The 14,882-nt window shown below is 69.7% G+C and carries 17 protein-coding genes, 1 tRNA gene and 1 pseudogene; 1 reads left to right on the top strand and 18 read right to left on the bottom strand.

Annotation, left to right across the window (positions count from 1 at the left end; translation table 11 throughout):
- Nucleotides 1-109 precede the first annotated feature (109 nt).
- Nucleotides 110-559 (bottom strand): hypothetical protein, encoded by a 450-nt coding sequence (locus ADL01_RS10900; protein WP_053741734.1) that lies wholly within the window; start codon nucleotides 557-559, stop codon nucleotides 110-112.
- Between the two features lie 200 nt (nucleotides 560-759).
- Nucleotides 760-1,896, bottom strand: coding sequence for an ABC transporter ATP-binding protein (locus ADL01_RS10895; RefSeq protein WP_053741733.1), 1,137 nt, complete (start codon nucleotides 1,894-1,896; stop codon nucleotides 760-762).
- 226 nt (nucleotides 1,897-2,122) lie between these two features.
- Here ADL01_RS10895 and ADL01_RS10890 point away from each other — a divergent pair.
- Nucleotides 2,123-2,196 (top strand) — tRNA-Thr (locus ADL01_RS10890).
- Nucleotides 2,197-2,241: 45 nt separating this feature from the next.
- Here ADL01_RS10890 and ADL01_RS10885 read toward each other — a convergent pair.
- The 16 genes and pseudogenes from ADL01_RS10885 to ADL01_RS44625 all read right to left on the bottom strand — a co-directional run bounded on the left by ADL01_RS10885 (nucleotide 2,242) and on the right by ADL01_RS44625 (nucleotide 14,230).
- Nucleotides 2,242-3,639, bottom strand: coding sequence for a tyrosine-type recombinase/integrase (locus ADL01_RS10885; RefSeq protein ID WP_053741732.1), 1,398 nt, complete (start codon nucleotides 3,637-3,639; stop codon nucleotides 2,242-2,244).
- A 70-nt stretch (nucleotides 3,640-3,709) separates the two neighbouring features.
- Nucleotides 3,710-3,910: a helix-turn-helix domain-containing protein gene (locus tag ADL01_RS10880; protein ID WP_053741731.1), complete on the bottom strand. Its 201-nt coding sequence runs from the start codon at nucleotides 3,908-3,910 to the stop codon at nucleotides 3,710-3,712.
- 490 nt (nucleotides 3,911-4,400) lie between these two features.
- Nucleotides 4,401-5,876, bottom strand: coding sequence for a hypothetical protein (locus tag ADL01_RS10875; RefSeq protein ID WP_053741730.1), 1,476 nt, complete (start codon nucleotides 5,874-5,876; stop codon nucleotides 4,401-4,403).
- A gap of 2 nt (nucleotides 5,877-5,878) precedes the next feature.
- Nucleotides 5,879-6,718: a bifunctional DNA primase/polymerase gene (locus ADL01_RS10870; RefSeq protein ID WP_053741729.1), complete on the bottom strand. Its 840-nt coding sequence runs from the start codon at nucleotides 6,716-6,718 to the stop codon at nucleotides 5,879-5,881.
- Nucleotides 6,715-7,400: pseudogene (locus ADL01_RS10865) on the bottom strand (SAM-dependent methyltransferase). The gene ADL01_RS10870 and the pseudogene ADL01_RS10865 overlap by 4 nt, the downstream one beginning before the upstream one ends.
- Before the next feature lie 88 nt (nucleotides 7,401-7,488).
- Nucleotides 7,489-7,920: an NUDIX domain-containing protein gene (locus ADL01_RS10860; RefSeq protein WP_053741728.1), complete on the bottom strand. Its 432-nt coding sequence runs from the start codon at nucleotides 7,918-7,920 to the stop codon at nucleotides 7,489-7,491.
- Nucleotides 7,917-8,408 (bottom strand): hypothetical protein, encoded by a 492-nt coding sequence (locus ADL01_RS10855; protein WP_053741727.1) that lies wholly within the window; start codon nucleotides 8,406-8,408, stop codon nucleotides 7,917-7,919. The genes ADL01_RS10860 and ADL01_RS10855 overlap by 4 nt, the downstream gene beginning before the upstream one ends.
- 203 nt (nucleotides 8,409-8,611) lie before the next feature.
- Nucleotides 8,612-10,732, bottom strand: a complete 2,121-nt coding sequence (locus ADL01_RS10850; protein ID WP_053741726.1) for an FtsK/SpoIIIE domain-containing protein — start codon at nucleotides 10,730-10,732, stop codon at nucleotides 8,612-8,614.
- Nucleotides 10,733-10,839: 107 nt separating this feature from the next.
- Nucleotides 10,840-11,157 carry a hypothetical protein gene (locus ADL01_RS10845; RefSeq protein ID WP_107090860.1) on the bottom strand — a complete coding sequence of 106 codons (318 nt, stop codon included), beginning with the start codon at nucleotides 11,155-11,157 and terminating at the stop codon, nucleotides 10,840-10,842.
- Between the two features lie 2 nt (nucleotides 11,158-11,159).
- A complete protein-coding gene (locus ADL01_RS10840; RefSeq protein WP_053741725.1) occupies nucleotides 11,160-11,552 on the bottom strand; it encodes an RRQRL motif-containing zinc-binding protein in 393 nt (130 codons plus the stop codon).
- On the bottom strand, nucleotides 11,552-12,412 hold the full coding sequence (locus tag ADL01_RS10835) for a hypothetical protein (protein WP_053741724.1): 861 nt from the start codon (nucleotides 12,410-12,412) through the stop codon (nucleotides 11,552-11,554). Before ADL01_RS10835 ends, ADL01_RS10840 begins: the two co-directional genes overlap by 1 nt.
- Complete coding sequence (locus tag ADL01_RS10830) at nucleotides 12,409-13,065, bottom strand: GGDEF domain-containing protein (protein ID WP_107090859.1); 657 nt, start codon at nucleotides 13,063-13,065, stop codon at nucleotides 12,409-12,411. Before ADL01_RS10830 ends, ADL01_RS10835 begins: the two co-directional genes overlap by 4 nt.
- Nucleotides 13,062-13,256: a hypothetical protein gene (locus tag ADL01_RS44630; protein WP_159049496.1), complete on the bottom strand. Its 195-nt coding sequence runs from the start codon at nucleotides 13,254-13,256 to the stop codon at nucleotides 13,062-13,064. Before ADL01_RS44630 ends, ADL01_RS10830 begins: the two co-directional genes overlap by 4 nt.
- Nucleotides 13,253-13,699 (bottom strand): Pycsar system effector family protein, encoded by a 447-nt coding sequence (locus ADL01_RS10825; RefSeq protein ID WP_053741722.1) that lies wholly within the window; start codon nucleotides 13,697-13,699, stop codon nucleotides 13,253-13,255. Before ADL01_RS10825 ends, ADL01_RS44630 begins: the two co-directional genes overlap by 4 nt.
- Nucleotides 13,696-13,959, bottom strand: a complete 264-nt coding sequence (locus tag ADL01_RS10820; RefSeq protein ID WP_053741721.1) for a DUF6284 family protein — start codon at nucleotides 13,957-13,959, stop codon at nucleotides 13,696-13,698. Before ADL01_RS10820 ends, ADL01_RS10825 begins: the two co-directional genes overlap by 4 nt.
- Before the next feature lie 94 nt (nucleotides 13,960-14,053).
- Nucleotides 14,054-14,230, bottom strand: coding sequence for a hypothetical protein (locus ADL01_RS44625; RefSeq protein WP_159049495.1), 177 nt, complete (start codon nucleotides 14,228-14,230; stop codon nucleotides 14,054-14,056).
- Between the last annotated feature and the right edge of the window lie 652 nt (nucleotides 14,231-14,882).

The following is a 14,882-nucleotide window of genomic DNA, read 5'->3' as shown; positions in this document are numbered from 1 at the left end:
GCTGCGGGACGGTGGGGGCTGGTCGCGCAGTTGCCCGCGCCCCTGGAGGAGCTCCTGGAGGCTGCCCCTGCGGGGCGCCTCCAGGAGCTCCTCCAGGGGCGTTTGGCGCTTAGCTGAGGGCCGCCGCTACTCCTGTGGCGAAGGATGTGTCGCAGACCGGGCGGGAGTAGGACTGGGCGCGGTACGGGCCGTACATGCGGACTGCGGCGCGGCCCAGGGCGCGGGCGATCGACGTGCAGTGCCTCGCCAGCGACGGGTGGCCGTTCACCGCCTGCTGGAGGTGGGTGAGGGCGGTGCCGGGGTCCTTCTCCTGGAGCTCCTGCAGGAGCTGGTCGCGCAGGACGTCCTGCGGTTCGGGGGCGGCGGCGGCTCGGGCGGCCAAGTCCTCGGAGGATGCCGTGAGCACCGAGTCCCCGGGGTTCCCCGACCAGTTGACTCGGGTGACCGCGAGGGTCCCGGACAGCACCAGGACGACGGGCAGGACAAGGGCGAGGCTACGGCCGATCCGGCGGGCGGGGCCACGGCCACTTCGCGTCAGTTGGTTAGTGGAGTGCTTCACGCGAGTGAGGGTAGCGCTCGGTGCTGATTTGGCGACATTCAGTCACCCTAACGGGGGATGGATTGGTGCGGATTTCTGGGTAGGGCCTTGACGCACACGATTCGAAACGACCCTTCCGCCGGGATATCGGGCCTCCGGTACGCGCACACGCGAGGGGCCCCGCGGCAAGCCGCGGGGCCCCTCGGTGTTCAGGTCGCGTCTCAGTCGGCGAGGCGCTCGCCCGTGGAGGTCGAGAACACGTGGATCTCACCCGGACGCGGCACGACGTGCAGCGTGGCGCCCTTGTCCGGCACGGCACGGCCGCTGACGCGGACGACCAGGTCCTTGATGTCGTCGCCGACCTTGGCGCTGCCGTAGACGTAGCCGTCGGCGCCGAGTTCCTCGACGACGTTCACCGTGACGGCGAGGCCGGCCGGGGCGTCCGCGGAGTCCTTGGACAGCGCGCTGGCGGCGGCACCGTTGTGCTCGACGACGTCGAAGTGCTCCGGACGGACGCCGACCGTGACGGTGGTGTCGCCCTTGTCCGCCGCGGCCGTGAGGGCCTCGCGGTTGACCGGGACGACCGAGTTGCCGAACTTCACGCCACCGTCGGTGATCGGAACCTCGATCAGGTTCATCGCCGGGGAGCCGATGAAGCCGGCCACGAAGAGGTTCTTCGGGCGGTCGTACATGTTGCGCGGGGAGTCGACCTGCTGGAGCAGACCGTCCTTCAGTACGGCCACCCGGTCGCCCATGGTCATGGCCTCGACCTGGTCGTGGGTGACGTACACCGTGGTGATGCCGAGACGGCGCTGCAGCGACGCGATCTGCGTACGCGTCGACACGCGGAGCTTGGCGTCGAGGTTCGACAGCGGCTCGTCCATGAGGAACACCTGGGGCTCACGCACGATGGCACGACCCATGGCGACACGCTGACGCTGACCACCGGAGAGCGCCTTCGGCTTGCGGCTCAGGTAGTCCGTGAGGTCGAGGATCTTCGCCGCGTCCTCGACCTTCTGGCGGATCTCGGCCTTGTTGACGCCGGCGATCTTGAGCGCGAAGCCCATGTTGTCGGCGACCGTCATGTGCGGGTACAGCGCGTAGTTCTGGAACACCATGGCGATGTCCCGGTCCTTGGGCGGCAGGTGCGTGACGTCGCGGTCACCGATGCGGATGGCGCCGGCGTTCACGTCCTCGAGCCCCGCGAGCATGCGGAGCGAGGTGGACTTGCCGCAACCGGACGGACCGACGAGCACGAGGAACTCGCCGTCCCCGACCTCGATCTCCAGACCATCGACGGCGGGCTTCTCGGTGCCCGGGTAGATGCGGGTCGCCTTGTCGAACGAAACAGTGGCCATGAGTACTAGGCCCCCTTCACCGGCAGGAACGTGCCGGACGATCCGTAGTGGAAGGTGGTGTAGTCCACAGACGTGGACTGAATCTGGACGGTACCCGGCGATTCGGCGTCTGTCAGTAGGTGGGGGGCTGTGAGCTTCGCGGAAATTTTCGAGCGAGGGCGGCCCGGGGGCTGGGTACACTGCACTGGCACGCATGCCCGCGCGGTCCTCGGCACGCGCGCGTGACGCCTCCTTAGCTCAGCTGGCCAGAGCAACGCACTTGTAATGCGTAGGTCATCGGTTCGAATCCGATAGGGGGCTCAGCCTAAGCCCAGCTCAGACCCTGTCTGAGCTGGGCTTTTTCGTTCAGCGGATGCGTCGGCGGCGCTGCGTGCGGGCTGCCCTGCGGTCCCTGGTCTCAGTTGTGGTCTCAGTGGCAGGTTCCGGCTCGGGTTCGGCCGCAGGCATGAAGTGGTCGCCCATGCGGCGCATGGCGTCCTTGGAGAGGTGGGATCGGCCCTTGACGTACCTCCGGGTCTGGCTGATCTGGGTGTGCCGCAGGATCTCCATGATCGTGGGCATGTCGACCCCGAGTTCGTTCAGGATCGTGCCGGCGGTGTGGCGGCTTCCGTCGTAGAGGCGGCGGTCTGTGATGCCCGCCTCTTCGAGCAGTTCCTTGAACTCCTCCCAGTCCTCGCGCGGGTCGAGGGGGCGGCCGTCCGGCCGGGTGAAGAGGGCATCGAACTCCTGCCACTCGTCTGCGGCGGCGGCGCGCATCTCCTCTTGCTGCTTCTTGTGCGCGTGCAGGTAGGGGACGAACGGCGGCGGGATCGGTACGGGGTTCGTGCTCTTCTTCGTCTTCGGCCGGGTGAAGACCAGACCACCCCCCTTTCGCTCGGGACACACACTGGCGTGCCGCCGGCAGTCCTTCGGGCACGGCTTGGGGCAACCGCGCTTGTAGTTCCTGTGCGTCCGGCAGCCCGGCGGACACGGCTCGAACCGGTGAAGGCGTTCGCCGCAGGCATGGGCCTCCGCGCATCCGTGGCGCCATGTGAGGCGTTGAAGCTGCCACTTGGGGTGGAACAGCTCGGCGTCGAAGTCGACGTAGGCCCACCGGAGACCCAGGGTTTCTCCTTGCCGGAAACCCATCCCGACGCCCACGCACCACCGCATGAAGGTGGGGCGCTTCGCGGCGGCTTGCAGGAACGCCTTGGCCTGCTCGGTCGTGAACGGGTTCGCCTCGGTCTCGTCGACCGTGGGCGGGTCAACGAGGGTGGCCACGTTCTCGCCGATGATCCGGCGGCGGTGCGCGATTTTCAGGGCGCGGGAGAGGATGCGGTGGACCTTGACCACGTGGGAGGGCGCGTGGCCTTCGTCCAGCATGGCGCGGTACATGCGTTCCAGGTGCTCCGGGGCGAGCTTGTCCAGGCGGTGCTTGCCGACGCCGGGGACGATGTCGTTGCGGGTCTTCGACCAGTAGTCGTCCAGGGAACGGGGCTTGAGCTTCAGGCTCGCGATGTCCGTGAGGTACGTGGACATCCACTGCTCCACGGTCGGCTTGCGGCCAGCCTTGGGGGCGCGCCCCTTGTCCCGGAGGTTCTCCAACTCGCGCACCTTGCGGCGTACTTCGGGCTCGGTGCGGGCCCTGCGGTGGCGGCGGTCGGGGCTGCCGTCGTCCTTGACGCCCATCGTGACGCGGCCGTGCCACCAACCGTCATTGCCCTCGTAGACGGACGATTCCATGTTCGGATTGCGGGGGCTCATGTTCCTCCATACGAGAGGCGGCCCCGGATCGTGGTCCGGGGCCGCCTCGTTCGAGCGTGGGTCGGTTGGGTCAGTGGGTTGTCGGTTCGAGGCCGTTTACGTAGGCCTCGAGGTCGCTCCGGCGGATGCGGCGGGAGCGGCCACGCTTGACGTACTTCAGGAGTCTCTCGGCCATCAGCTCGTAGATCGTGGAGCGGCCGTACGAGAGCACCTTGGCGGCGGCTTCGGGGGTGTAGAGCAGTTGCTCGGCGGGCGGGAGCGCGGTGCTCATCCGGGTGCCTCCTGGGCAATTCGTCTTCGCCTTCAGGGAGTTGCGCGGGGGACCTTGCCCGCGCCTGTCCGAGGTGTGGATTGCTGCGTCATTGCGTCGTCAGCGTCATTCAGGCTTCTGACCTGCGGTTTTAGGTGACGCTAGGGGTGAGGCCTGCGTCATGGATGCGACATGGGTAGCGTCATCCGTGACGTGGCCCATGACGCGGATGACGCAGGATGACGCAGGCGTGGCCGTCTGCGTCATGCCTGTGTTCGCAGGTCAGGTGCCGTTTTCCGGCTCGTCTGACGCAGATGACGCAGCGTCTTCCCTCTTAGGACAAATAGAGGGGGTGTTGTGGTCTAGTGCGGTGCTGCTCAGACCGGTAAGAAGGAGCCGCTGCGCGGCACGTCCTTGGGGCGGGGCTGCGCCCCGAACAGCAAGAGGAGCACGCATCACCGGGGCGGGCCGGTGCTCTTCTTGCTTGTCCGCGTGAGCGTGGGGAGCGTGGTCAGTGCATCCGGGGCTGGTCGAATGGGGGTGCCGGGGTGGGGCGGGTCATTTCGAGGTACCGGCCCTGGCTGGTGCGGCCGGAGTCGATGAGCACACCCCGCGCGGCGAGGGTGGGCTGAAGGCGCTTGAGACGGTCGGAGAGCACCTTGCCGGTAGTCGGCCACCCTTTGGGCAGCGCACGGCAGTCGTCGCCGCTGTAGAGGCGGCTGAGGCAGGCCAGCCATTCCGTGGACGTCATCCGCTGCTCACCGCCGGGCTCGATGGTGTCGGCGTGCCGCAGGACGGTCTGTGCCAGCAGGTCGCCCTCGATCACGTCGTCGTTCAGGTCGTCCAGCCGGGCCCGGTACGCGGCCAGCGCTCCGAGCCCGGTTGCCGCGTCAAGCTGTGCGCAGAGGTGGGCGAAGTCGGCCATGCGCAGGTCGGTGGGGGTCTCCGCCTGCGCCGCGCGCACCCTGGCTGTGAGGTCGAGCAGGGACCCGAGCACGACGGGCAAAACTTCCTCGTATTCCGCCCACAGTTCGGCTTCGGTCCGCCGCACACCGGGCCGCTCCAAACGGAGCGGGAGCAGGCGTTCGGCGAGGTCGGGGCGGATGACGCCCACGTCGATGCCGGTCAGGAGCAGGGGGCGGCGGTAGCCGAGTCGGAAGACGTCGCCGTCGGTGAACAGGGCGCGTTTGACGCTCTCGGCTCCGGTGACGATGCAGCACATCGCGTCGGACAGGTCGGGGGTCATGTGGGAGAGGTTGTCGAGGGCGGTGACCCATCCCGCCGCGACGGCCGCGATCAGGTTCTCCTCGTCCTTGGGGGCCCGGCGCAGGTCCCCGCTCATGCCCTCGATGATCCGCACCAGCATCCGCCCGCCGGTCGACTTGCCCGCGCCCTGCGGGCCGGTGAGAAACGGCGCGGGCACCGGGACGGACGGACCGAGGCAGCCGATCAGCCATGCGATGGCCAGGCACTCGTTCTCCGCGCCGGCGAAGTTGCACAGCCTCATCAGCAGATCGATGCCCTTGCCGTTGGTGTCCTTGGCGGGCAGCGGGAGTTCGCCGGTGAGCTGGGTGCGCCGCCAGCACACTTCGCGGGGGTCGGGGGTGAGGATGTCCCAGCCGGTGGGGTGGATACGCACGGACTGACCGTCGTCGCGTCCTAGGTCGAGCCAGGTTGCTCCGTCGAATCCGGGGGCGACGCGGATGTGGACGGGCTGTACGTCCTCGGACAGTGCGAGCGCTTCGATCAGGTCCAGTGCCTCTTTCAGTGCGCTGCCGTTGAACGCGCCGCGTCCGTCGCGGTAGAGACCGACCATGAGTTCCTGGCGGTGGCTGCCGGTGGTGCCCTGGGAGCGGATGGGGCGGGCGACGGGCTGGCCGTTCTTCTGCGCGTACACGGTCCCGTCCGGGGTGCGGAAGTACCGGAAGTGGGATTGCGCGTAGTCGGTGATGATCTGGCGGGCGGGGTTCTTCTCGTCGTCAGCCATGGTCACAGTCCCAACGTGGTGAGGGCGTTGGTCCACGCGTCCGTGCAGTGCCGGGGCGTTTCGCCCTTGGCCTGCGCGGCGGTGAACAGCCGGGCGACGTGCGTGTGGGTGAGGCAGCCGCACCGCCCGTGAGTGGACAGCACGGCGAGGAACGTCCGGTAGACGGTGGCGTGCACCGCCTCACGGGCGCCGGTGATGCTCTGCTCTGCCATGGCGATCCCACGGTCCAGGAACACGGGCGAGCGGTGGCGGCACACCCCGCCTTGACCTCCCAGGGGCGCTGAGAGGCTCTGCGGCGCCCTACGGGCCGGAGGGGGGTCCGTTAGTGCCAGGGAGCGCACAGAGTCCGGGAGAGCGGCCATGGCGCCGCTGCCCCATCCGAGCCAACGGGCGTATCCCATAAGGGACTTGATGTCGACGCCGGGCCGGACCGCGTTGGCGGACCGCATGATGCCCCGGTAGATCCAGTGCTCACCCCGGGTCGTCGGCACGGTCCGGGTCGCGGGCAGGGCCGTGCGGGCCCACGCGATGGCTGCCGGGTTGTCGAGGTCGACGACGGTGAGGCCGGCGCCGCCGGGGTGGTAGGCGACCGCCGCCGCCTGCCGCCATGCCGCCTCCCACTGGGGGGAGTTGAGGATGTTCGGGTCGGTGGTGGCGGCGGCCCACGCGTGGCAGGGTGCCGGGCAAGTGCAGCGGCCGGGGGTCTTCATGTTCGGCCGTCCGCCGCACGCGTTGTTCGCGCAGGTGCGGCAGTTGCCGAACGGCACCTTCCCCGCCCGCAGCGGCAGCGGCGGCACACCGGCCGCCGCCAGGGCAAGGGCGGTCCGCAGGTGCTCGTTCACGCGGCCACCCCCAGCGCTGCGGTGGCGAGCAGGGCCCGGCCGATGAACTCGCTGTAAGCGGGCGGGATGCACTCGCGGATGCCTTCGCGGGTCATCCAGGGCACGTCCATCACGCGGCGGGCGAGGGGGACTCCGGAGAAGTTGCCGACGAACTGTCCGTAGTGGCCGGGCGGGACGGGGCGGCCCATCTTGGCCTGGGGGCGGTGTGTTCGAGGTGTCCGGGCTGCGCGAGGGTGCAGCCGCCGCCGGTCTCGAAGTACCGGTGCCGGTAGGTCTCCAGCCTGAACATGGCGCCGCACAGCATCACGGGTGTACGGAGCTTGGGGAGTGCTCCCCGTACGTTCTCGATGACCCACGGGCGCCCGGTGGTTTCCAGGGCGGCGCGGGTAGGGCCGATCAGGTCGGGGTGGACGTTGCCGTGCAGCCGCTGGCAGTCGCTGTCCAGCTGGCACGGGGGTGAGGTGTGGATGAAGTCGAACTCACTGCCGTGCTCGCGGATGAAGGCGACCGCGTCGCCCTGGATGAACGGGTAGGGGTAGAGGGGCTGCGGGTCGATGTCGATGCCGGTCACGTCGAATCCGGCGTCGGCGTAGCCCTTGCCCGCGCCGCCTTGGCGGCAGAACGCGTCCAGCAGACGCGGCCGGTAGCCGCGCACTCGCCGGATGTCAGTGGGTTGGGTCATGCTGGATGTCTCCAGTTCCTTGATGGTGACTGGCTGGACAAGGGCGGCCCCGCGACTTTGGCGAGATGGGGGGCCGCCCTTGGCGTAGCTAGAAGGGGGCGTTGTGGCGGTACCGGGCGTTGGTGACGATGTCGGTGTGGTCGAAGGCGAGGCCCCGGGCGCTGTCGAGGGGCGTCCAGCGCACGGCGGTGGCGTCGTCTCCGGCCTGTGCGGTGGTGTCGGCGGGGACGGTCACCAGGTAGGCGGCTGTGACGTACCGGCCGCGCGGGTCGCGGCCGGGGGCGTCGTAGATGCCGATCAGGTTCAGGTCCCAGGGGTCGACGTGGACGCCGGTCTCTTCCAGCAGCTCGCGCGCGGCGGCGGCGCGTGAGGTCTCGCCCGGGTCGACATGTCCGCCCGGCAGGGCGAGCTGTCCCTTGTGGGGCGGCCATCCCCGCTCGATCAGCAGGACGGCGCCGTCTCGGATGCACACCACGTCGGCGGTGTAGCGGATGGTCTCGAAGGTCTCGGTCTCGGTCATGACGTCCTCTGGGTCTGGTCGTTGGTGGTCTTGGCCCACACCCCGGTGGTGCGGCTGTGGACGCTGCGCCGGTCCTGGTAGACGGGTCCCTCGTAGTGGTGGTGGACGTCGGGGGCCGGCTTGGCGCGGTGGGCGAGCCGGGCGAGGGCGAGCACAAGGGCGGTGGGTGCGCCGAACACCAGGCCGCACACGATCGGGTCGGCGAACTGGGACAGGTACATGAGCACGCCGGCCGTGGCGCCGACCATGGTGGTGGCGGTGGCACCGGCGAGCATGAGGACGCTCGCGTCGGTGGCGCCCTGACTCATCGGAGGGCGTCCGGGCTGTGCGACGGGCGGGGTGTCGCCGTGGGTGGGTACGGCCGTGGTGTCGCGGTAGGCGGTGGGCCGGTAAGCGTCGGCGATGATCCGGCGGGCTTCGATTTCGGCCTGAGCGTCACTCAGGCCGGTGTCGGTGGCGGTCTGCTGGGGGCTGGTGTCGGGGTACATGCGGAATCCCTTCCGGCGGTAGGCCAGGGAGGCAGGGACACCCCCTTGGGGGTGGGCTGTGGAGGGGGTTTCAGGGGTCTGACCTGGGATGCCTCCCTGCCTCCCTGACGATCATTCGTGCAGGTCAGGGGCAGGGAGGCGGGTCAGGGAGGGGGTTAGGGAGTTCTCCCTGCCTCCCTGACCCGCCGGGGGTTGGCTCCCTGTCATTCAGCGGCGGAAGCGGAACCCTCGTCGTCGCGGTTGGTGAGGGCGCGGGCGACGCGCTCGGCGCCGACGACCATGCGGCCGTCCGACTTGTACGGCTCGGCCCCGTGGGCTTCCAGGGCCTGCTTCAGATCGCCGTTCGTCCAGTCGCCGTAGGTGTCCGCGTCCAGCGTCGCGAGCCGCTTGAGAACTTCCTGCGTGAACAGGCGCGGCTTGTCCCCCAGCACGGTGGCGATGTCGGCGAGCGGGTCTCGCTGCTCGCCGGTGTCGACGACGCGCAGCATGGTGACGCCGTCGCGCATCGCCTTGGCCCGCTCGATGATGGCCTTGGCCGCGTCGTCGTCGATGTAGTGCGTGCGCACCGTGATGGACGCCTGCCCGGCGGGAATGTCGATGCCGGACGAGGCGAGAACCAGGGTTCCCTGATCCAGGCCGGGACGCAGCAGGTTGGGGGCCGCGCCCCCGTCAACGGCCTTGTCCCCCAGCGCCATCCGCGCCTGCGACTCGGTGCCCAGCGCGAGCGAGGCACGGGTGTGGGCGCCCTCACGGACCAGCTTGGGAAGGTTCTGGTCGGTGGGGTCCTGCGTCCCCTGCCACATCAGGACGTTCACGGCACGGCCCTGGTTGTGAATCTTGCGGACCGCCATGAAATACCGGGAGGTGGCCTTGGACCCACCGTAGGGGCGCCCGTCCTCGTCCTTGACCGGGCACATGAACGCCATCTGCGCCTCGTCCACGATCACGATCAGCGCGGGGAACACCGTTCCGGGCGGGGCCTGGATACGGCGGTTCATCTCCTCCACCGCCCGCTCAACCATCTCGGTGACCTGGATGACGTGGTCATCGGTGGGGCCCTGGATGAAGACCGGGGCCAGGGTTTCGAACATGGCCCAGTCGCCCACGCCCTTGAGGTCGCCGATCCAGAACTGCACCGACTTGTCCAACGCCAGCCACAGCGCGAGGGAGCGCAGGGCGACGGTCTTGCCCTGGTTCGACAACCCGGTGATCAGCAGGTGGCGCTGATACAGGCTCAGTGCCGCCATGTCGCCGCGCAGGTCCTGACCCCACGGGGCGCGTCCCTTGGCATAGTCGGCGGTCATCGTCTCGTCGGTGACCAGCGGAGACGGGCCGATCGGCTCGTCCAGCGCACCGGAGTCGGCCACCCACAGGCGGACCGTGCGGGCCGCTTGCGGGATGGTGATGAACACTTCGTGCTCGTGCCGGGTCAGGTTCTCGGCAAGCTTGCGGCGCCGATTCTGCACTTCGATCGTCGACACCCCCGAGGGGAGCGTGACGTCGACTTCCACGCCGCATCCGGCGATCCGGATGGGGCCCAGCATCGAGGCGCCGGCGTCGCCCATGTCCTTGATGGCGTTGCGCAGGGCGGGTACTCCGAGGTCGCGCAGGGCCTTGACGACGATGGACGGAGTGACCGGCTCACCCTCACCACTGCGGACGTTCGCGGGCAGCGCCCACGCGGGTGCGGCCTGCTGCTTGCTGCCGACCGCCCACAGCGCGAACAGCGCGAGGAGCGGGCCGACGATCAGAGCGGTACCCCATGTGACCTGGACGATTCGGATCAGCAGGGCGATGAACTCGATGGTCGCCTTGAGCGGGGTGATGACGTCCCCGATGTCATGGTTGTTGATCGCCATCACGACCCCGAGGGCGACCAGCACCCCGATGCCCACCCCGGTACCGACCGCAAGGCCCTTGGCGGCCTCTACGGGCGAGTGCAGCAGGTCCATGCGGCGGTGGTGGCGCGCCTGGCGGAAGCGCGTGAGCCGCTCTTCCCACTCCTCGGCGGCTTCCAGGTTCCCCGCGGCTTCGGCCGTGCGGATCATGCGTTCGTAGCGGGCGCCGGTCTTGCCGTCCCAGGTGCGGCGGGCCACGATCCGGCCCCCGTTGAACGTGTAGAGACTGTGCCGCGCCACCGCACGAGCGGTGCTCTTGGTGCTCTCGTGGGTGACCACGGTCTTGACGGCCCGCCCGGAGCGCACCCACAACGGCACCAGCGGCGCCAGCGGAGCGTCGGGCACCACGGTCAGCACCGTGGGGGTCACCTCCGGCTCAGAGCCGGTCGGCGGGTTTTTGACGAGACGGACGACGTTCTCAGACATGCTGGTACTGCTCCTGACTGCCCCCTCGGGGGCGGGAGTGGGAGAGAGGGCGTCGGGGTGGCCGGGTCCGTGGAAAGAGCGGGCACCCCGACGCCTGGTCCGGTTGGTCAGAACCAGCCGGAACGCTTCTTCGCCGCCTTCTCGCGGGCGGCCTCGGTGATCAGTCGCTGCTTCTCGCCGTGCAGGGCGGTGAGTTCAGCGGTCAGCCGCATCTCCGCGTTGGACGCGGTGGTGTCCATCTGCTTCTCGGCACGGGCGGGGCTCTTGCCGCGTACGACCTTGTAGGAGCCGCCGGCGATGGCGCGGGCCATGGCCCGGCGCTCCGCACCGTTCAGCGGCCACGACTCACCGCGCTTGACCGCCGCGAGCTTGACGGTGGCCTTGTGGATCTCGCGGTCCATGCGGCGGATCTCGGACTTGGACACGATCAGCCCTCCTTCGGGGTCGGCTCGGGGAAGGCGCACAGGACGCACATGCCGAGCGAGCGGGGCATGCAGTAGCTGTAGATGACCTGGCACTTGGGGCAGGTGCGGCGGGCGAGCATCGCCAGCGCGAGCGCGCCCCACTTCCGCGAGGTCATCGGCCGTACGGGCTTGGCGAGGTCGAGGCGGTAGAGGTAGGCGACCCGCACCCCGCCCGACCGCCGGTTGACGCGCATGACCTGCGCCGCGATCGGCTGACCCCCCGGACGCAGCCCCCTGGCCCGTAACTGCCGGCGGGTGGCGAACTGCTCATCGTCCGGGGCGAACTTCCACGGGAAGGTGGGGACGCCGTAGCGGGCCCCGGTCGGGTCGAAGCACTTGCCGTAGGCGGCGGACATCAGGCAACCCGCTTCCATGCGGCCCGAAGGCGGACCTCGGATGCGGAGTGGCCCGCCGCGCGGAAGCGGATGGCCATCTCGCGGTAGGACAGGGCGGGGGTCTGGCTGTGCCGGATCTCGTCGACGAGCGCGTCAAGCTCGTCGTCGGTGAGCGCGGGTACCGCTTCCAGCGAGCGGGTTCCTATGGGCTGGGTGGGTCCCCATACGGGGAGTTCCCAGCGGGGTGTGACGTCGGGTGTGACGCGGCTCGTCACGCTGGTCAGCGCCCTGCCGGTGTCATCACCGTTGCGCGCTGCTTCCAGCGTCGACCAGGCTCCGGCAAGGGATTTGGCGGTCCTGGCCTGGACGCGTGCGACGCGGGCACCGGCCTGCGTCACGGCCGTCAGCCGGGTCTCTTCTGTGCTGGCTTCGGCCCGTAGTCGGGCGCGGGCCACGGCCGCTTCGTCCCGGGCCTCTTGCTGGATACCCCTGATCGCTCCGAGGGCGGAGGGGGTGAGGGCGGTGCGCTCCCACAGTCCGTGCACGAGCCACAGTGCCTTCGCCGCGATCGGCAGCCACGCCACGGCCAGCCACGCTCCGGTGCCCTGTTCGGCGGTGAGCGCGTGGGCGATAAGGACACCGGACGCGATCAGGCCGAACGACCAGCCGACTGCGGTGACGATGCGGTTGTGGTCGCCCTGCGCGGCGAGTCGGCGTTCGTAGGCGAGGGTGGCCAGCCAGCCGCCGTCGATCCCCAGACCGACGACCAGCGCGACCGGCAACGGCACTGCCGTACCGAGCCACATGATGACCACGGCCAGGGTGAGGACCATGGACACCGCCGTCATCGCGACGGCGGGCAGAACGGTCTTGCCCTTCACGCTGCCTCCTTACGGTGCGGGGTGTGGGTGCCGGTGCGGCCGGTGCGACGGCCGGCGGTGGTGGTGTGGGCGAGTGCGGGACCGAACGCGATGCGCCATCCGCCCCCGTCCCGCTTGGCCTCGTACATGGCCTCATCCGCCCGGCGCAGCGCCAACGGCAGTGCGACGGTGCCGAGTTCGGCGGTGAGGCTCCCGCCGATCGACGCGCCCACGCTCAAGGCCTGGCCCTCGTGGGCGAACGGGGCGCACACCGCCTGGTGCACACCGTGCAGCAGCCACGGCAGGGCCGCCGGATCGGCCATCGGCACGGCGAGGGCGAACTCGTCCCCACCGAGCCGGGCGGCCATCCCGCCGGGCGCGACGCTGAGGACATCCCTCAGGCTCGCGCCGGTGGCACGGATCGCCGCATCCCCCGCCGCGTGTCCGAACGTGTCGTTGAGCTGCTTGAAACCGTCCAGGTCCAGGACGAGGACGGCATGGGGGCGACGGGCCAGGGCACGGGCCGCCTGCTGCTCGAACGCGGCCCGCGTGGGCAGAGCGGAGAGCGGGTCACGGCGCGCAGCAGTCAGCCGCCGCCGCAGCACCACCCCGTGCACAGCCCAGCCTGAGGCCAGCGGCCCCGCCGAGGCGAGCACGGTCATCACGGCGCTCATGCCGAATCACCCCTGTGGGGTGCGCCGTGCCGCAGCCAGCCGGTGAACTGCACGATCCCGCCGGCCGCGATCAGGAAGCGCCAGACGGGCTCGTGCGTGGCGAACACCAGAACCGAGCCGGTGAACATCGCGGCTATGCCGAGCACGACCAGCACAAGTGCCAGACCCCGGGGGGAAGAGAGAGCGGTCATGCCGCACCCCCCACCGCGATCACAGTGGCGACGATGAGCAGCATCCCGCCGGCGCAGGTCAGATCGACCGCGCGGCGCAGGCCGGTGAACTTCACGACCGCGATCCGGGACAGACCCGCGATGTCCGCGCCGATGTCCTCGGTCAGGGCGGCGGTGATCTGCTCGGCGGTGAGCGTGGCCCACAGGGGGAAGCCCCGCCCGCCGCTCAGATTGGGGCGTACCGACCGCAGCAGCAGACCCACCGCCGCGATCAGCAGGAACATGCCCGTGCCGCCCACGGTGAGGGCGGCGGTGTTGAGGGGGAGGTCGCGGGCGACGGTCCAGGTGCCGGCCAGGACCGCGCCGACGAACGCCAGCAGCAGACCGGTTTTGGTGTCGGTCCGCGCGATCTCCGCTTTGACCTCGGCGTGCGCGGCCGTCAGGTTCTGGTCGGTGGTCCTCACGCGCCCACCTCCGGCAGGGGCGCGGCCGTGTTCGCCAGCTCGCGGCCGGCGGCGAGCACCCGGCGGCGGGCCCGGCGGACACGCCGCACGTCCAGCTCGCTCGGGGTGCGGTCCATCGTGATGATCCGCGCGTCCAACAGGTCGACTTGCGCGAGGATCAGTGGCATCTCGCGCTCGATGCCGTCCAGCTCAGCGGCCGTCGGCTCCATCCATTCGGCGAACGCGGTAACGGCGTCCTGAACAGTGACGATGTGCTTCATGGGTCGTGGTCTCCCTAGCAGGTGAACGGCCCGAACAGCGGCGCCCGGGGGGCAACCCGGGCGCCGCGCGCCGTTCGTGAAGTGGATGTGTGGGTCAGCCGCGCTTGGACTTGCGGCCGTGGGCAGCGGTCAGCTCCGCCACCGCGTCCTTGCACTGGCCGGACACGATGCGGTCGTAGACCTGCTGACCCTTCTTGACGCTCTCGGAGCTGGTCAGGTCGGACGGCTGCGAAGACTTCTTGCCGAACAATGTGGGCTCCCGTCGGGTCATGAGATGTGGGCCAGGCCGGATGTACCGGCCCCGACTCCCCGCGCTCTCACCCGTACGACCCCCGCACTGAAGCGGGCCCGGACGGGTGAGAGAGGCAGCCGGCCGCAGCGCTATCCGCTGCGATGCCAGGAAGAACAGGCCGACCGGATCGTTCGTCGACGGGTGATCCCGTGCGAACTGGGGTGGTGTGCGGGCACCGTCGGCCGGTCGTCCGGCGGCGCCTGGAGATGTCGTCGGTTCACACCGACCTCCCTCAGCGAGAAGGGGAAACGGCTTCGCCGGTGCGCCCTTGCGAGGAGGACCGGTCCCGAGCCGGTGAATTCGGGTGCGTCATCGTCACTGCTCTGACGCCAGCAGGCGGCTTGCACGAAACGAACGGTGCAGGTTGGCGTGCCGCCGACGACGTCACCCGGTCGTCTCGGGGGCGGTCTTCTCATCCCGCCACGTGCATTGGAGCCCGCTTTACCTCCCCACACCCGTCACCGGGTGGCGCCTGCCAGGCGCATAGGGGGAGAGCTGCGTACATCACGACGGTTTGCCCCCGGACCCTCGCCCTAGTACTGCAATCACAGTTATTGGTAGGGCAGTTGTGAGTTCTGCCGGTGGCTGTGGTTGTGTTCTGCCGTGTCTGTGGATCTTGGGGTGGGGCAGA

Origin of the sequence: Streptomyces sp. NRRL WC-3618 (genome assembly GCF_001280005.1) — a bacterium.
Classification (GTDB): Bacteria; Actinomycetota; Actinomycetes; order Streptomycetales; family Streptomycetaceae; genus Streptomyces.
The sequence above is the reverse complement of the archived record's forward strand: the minus strand, read 5'-3'. Positions and strand labels throughout refer to the sequence as shown.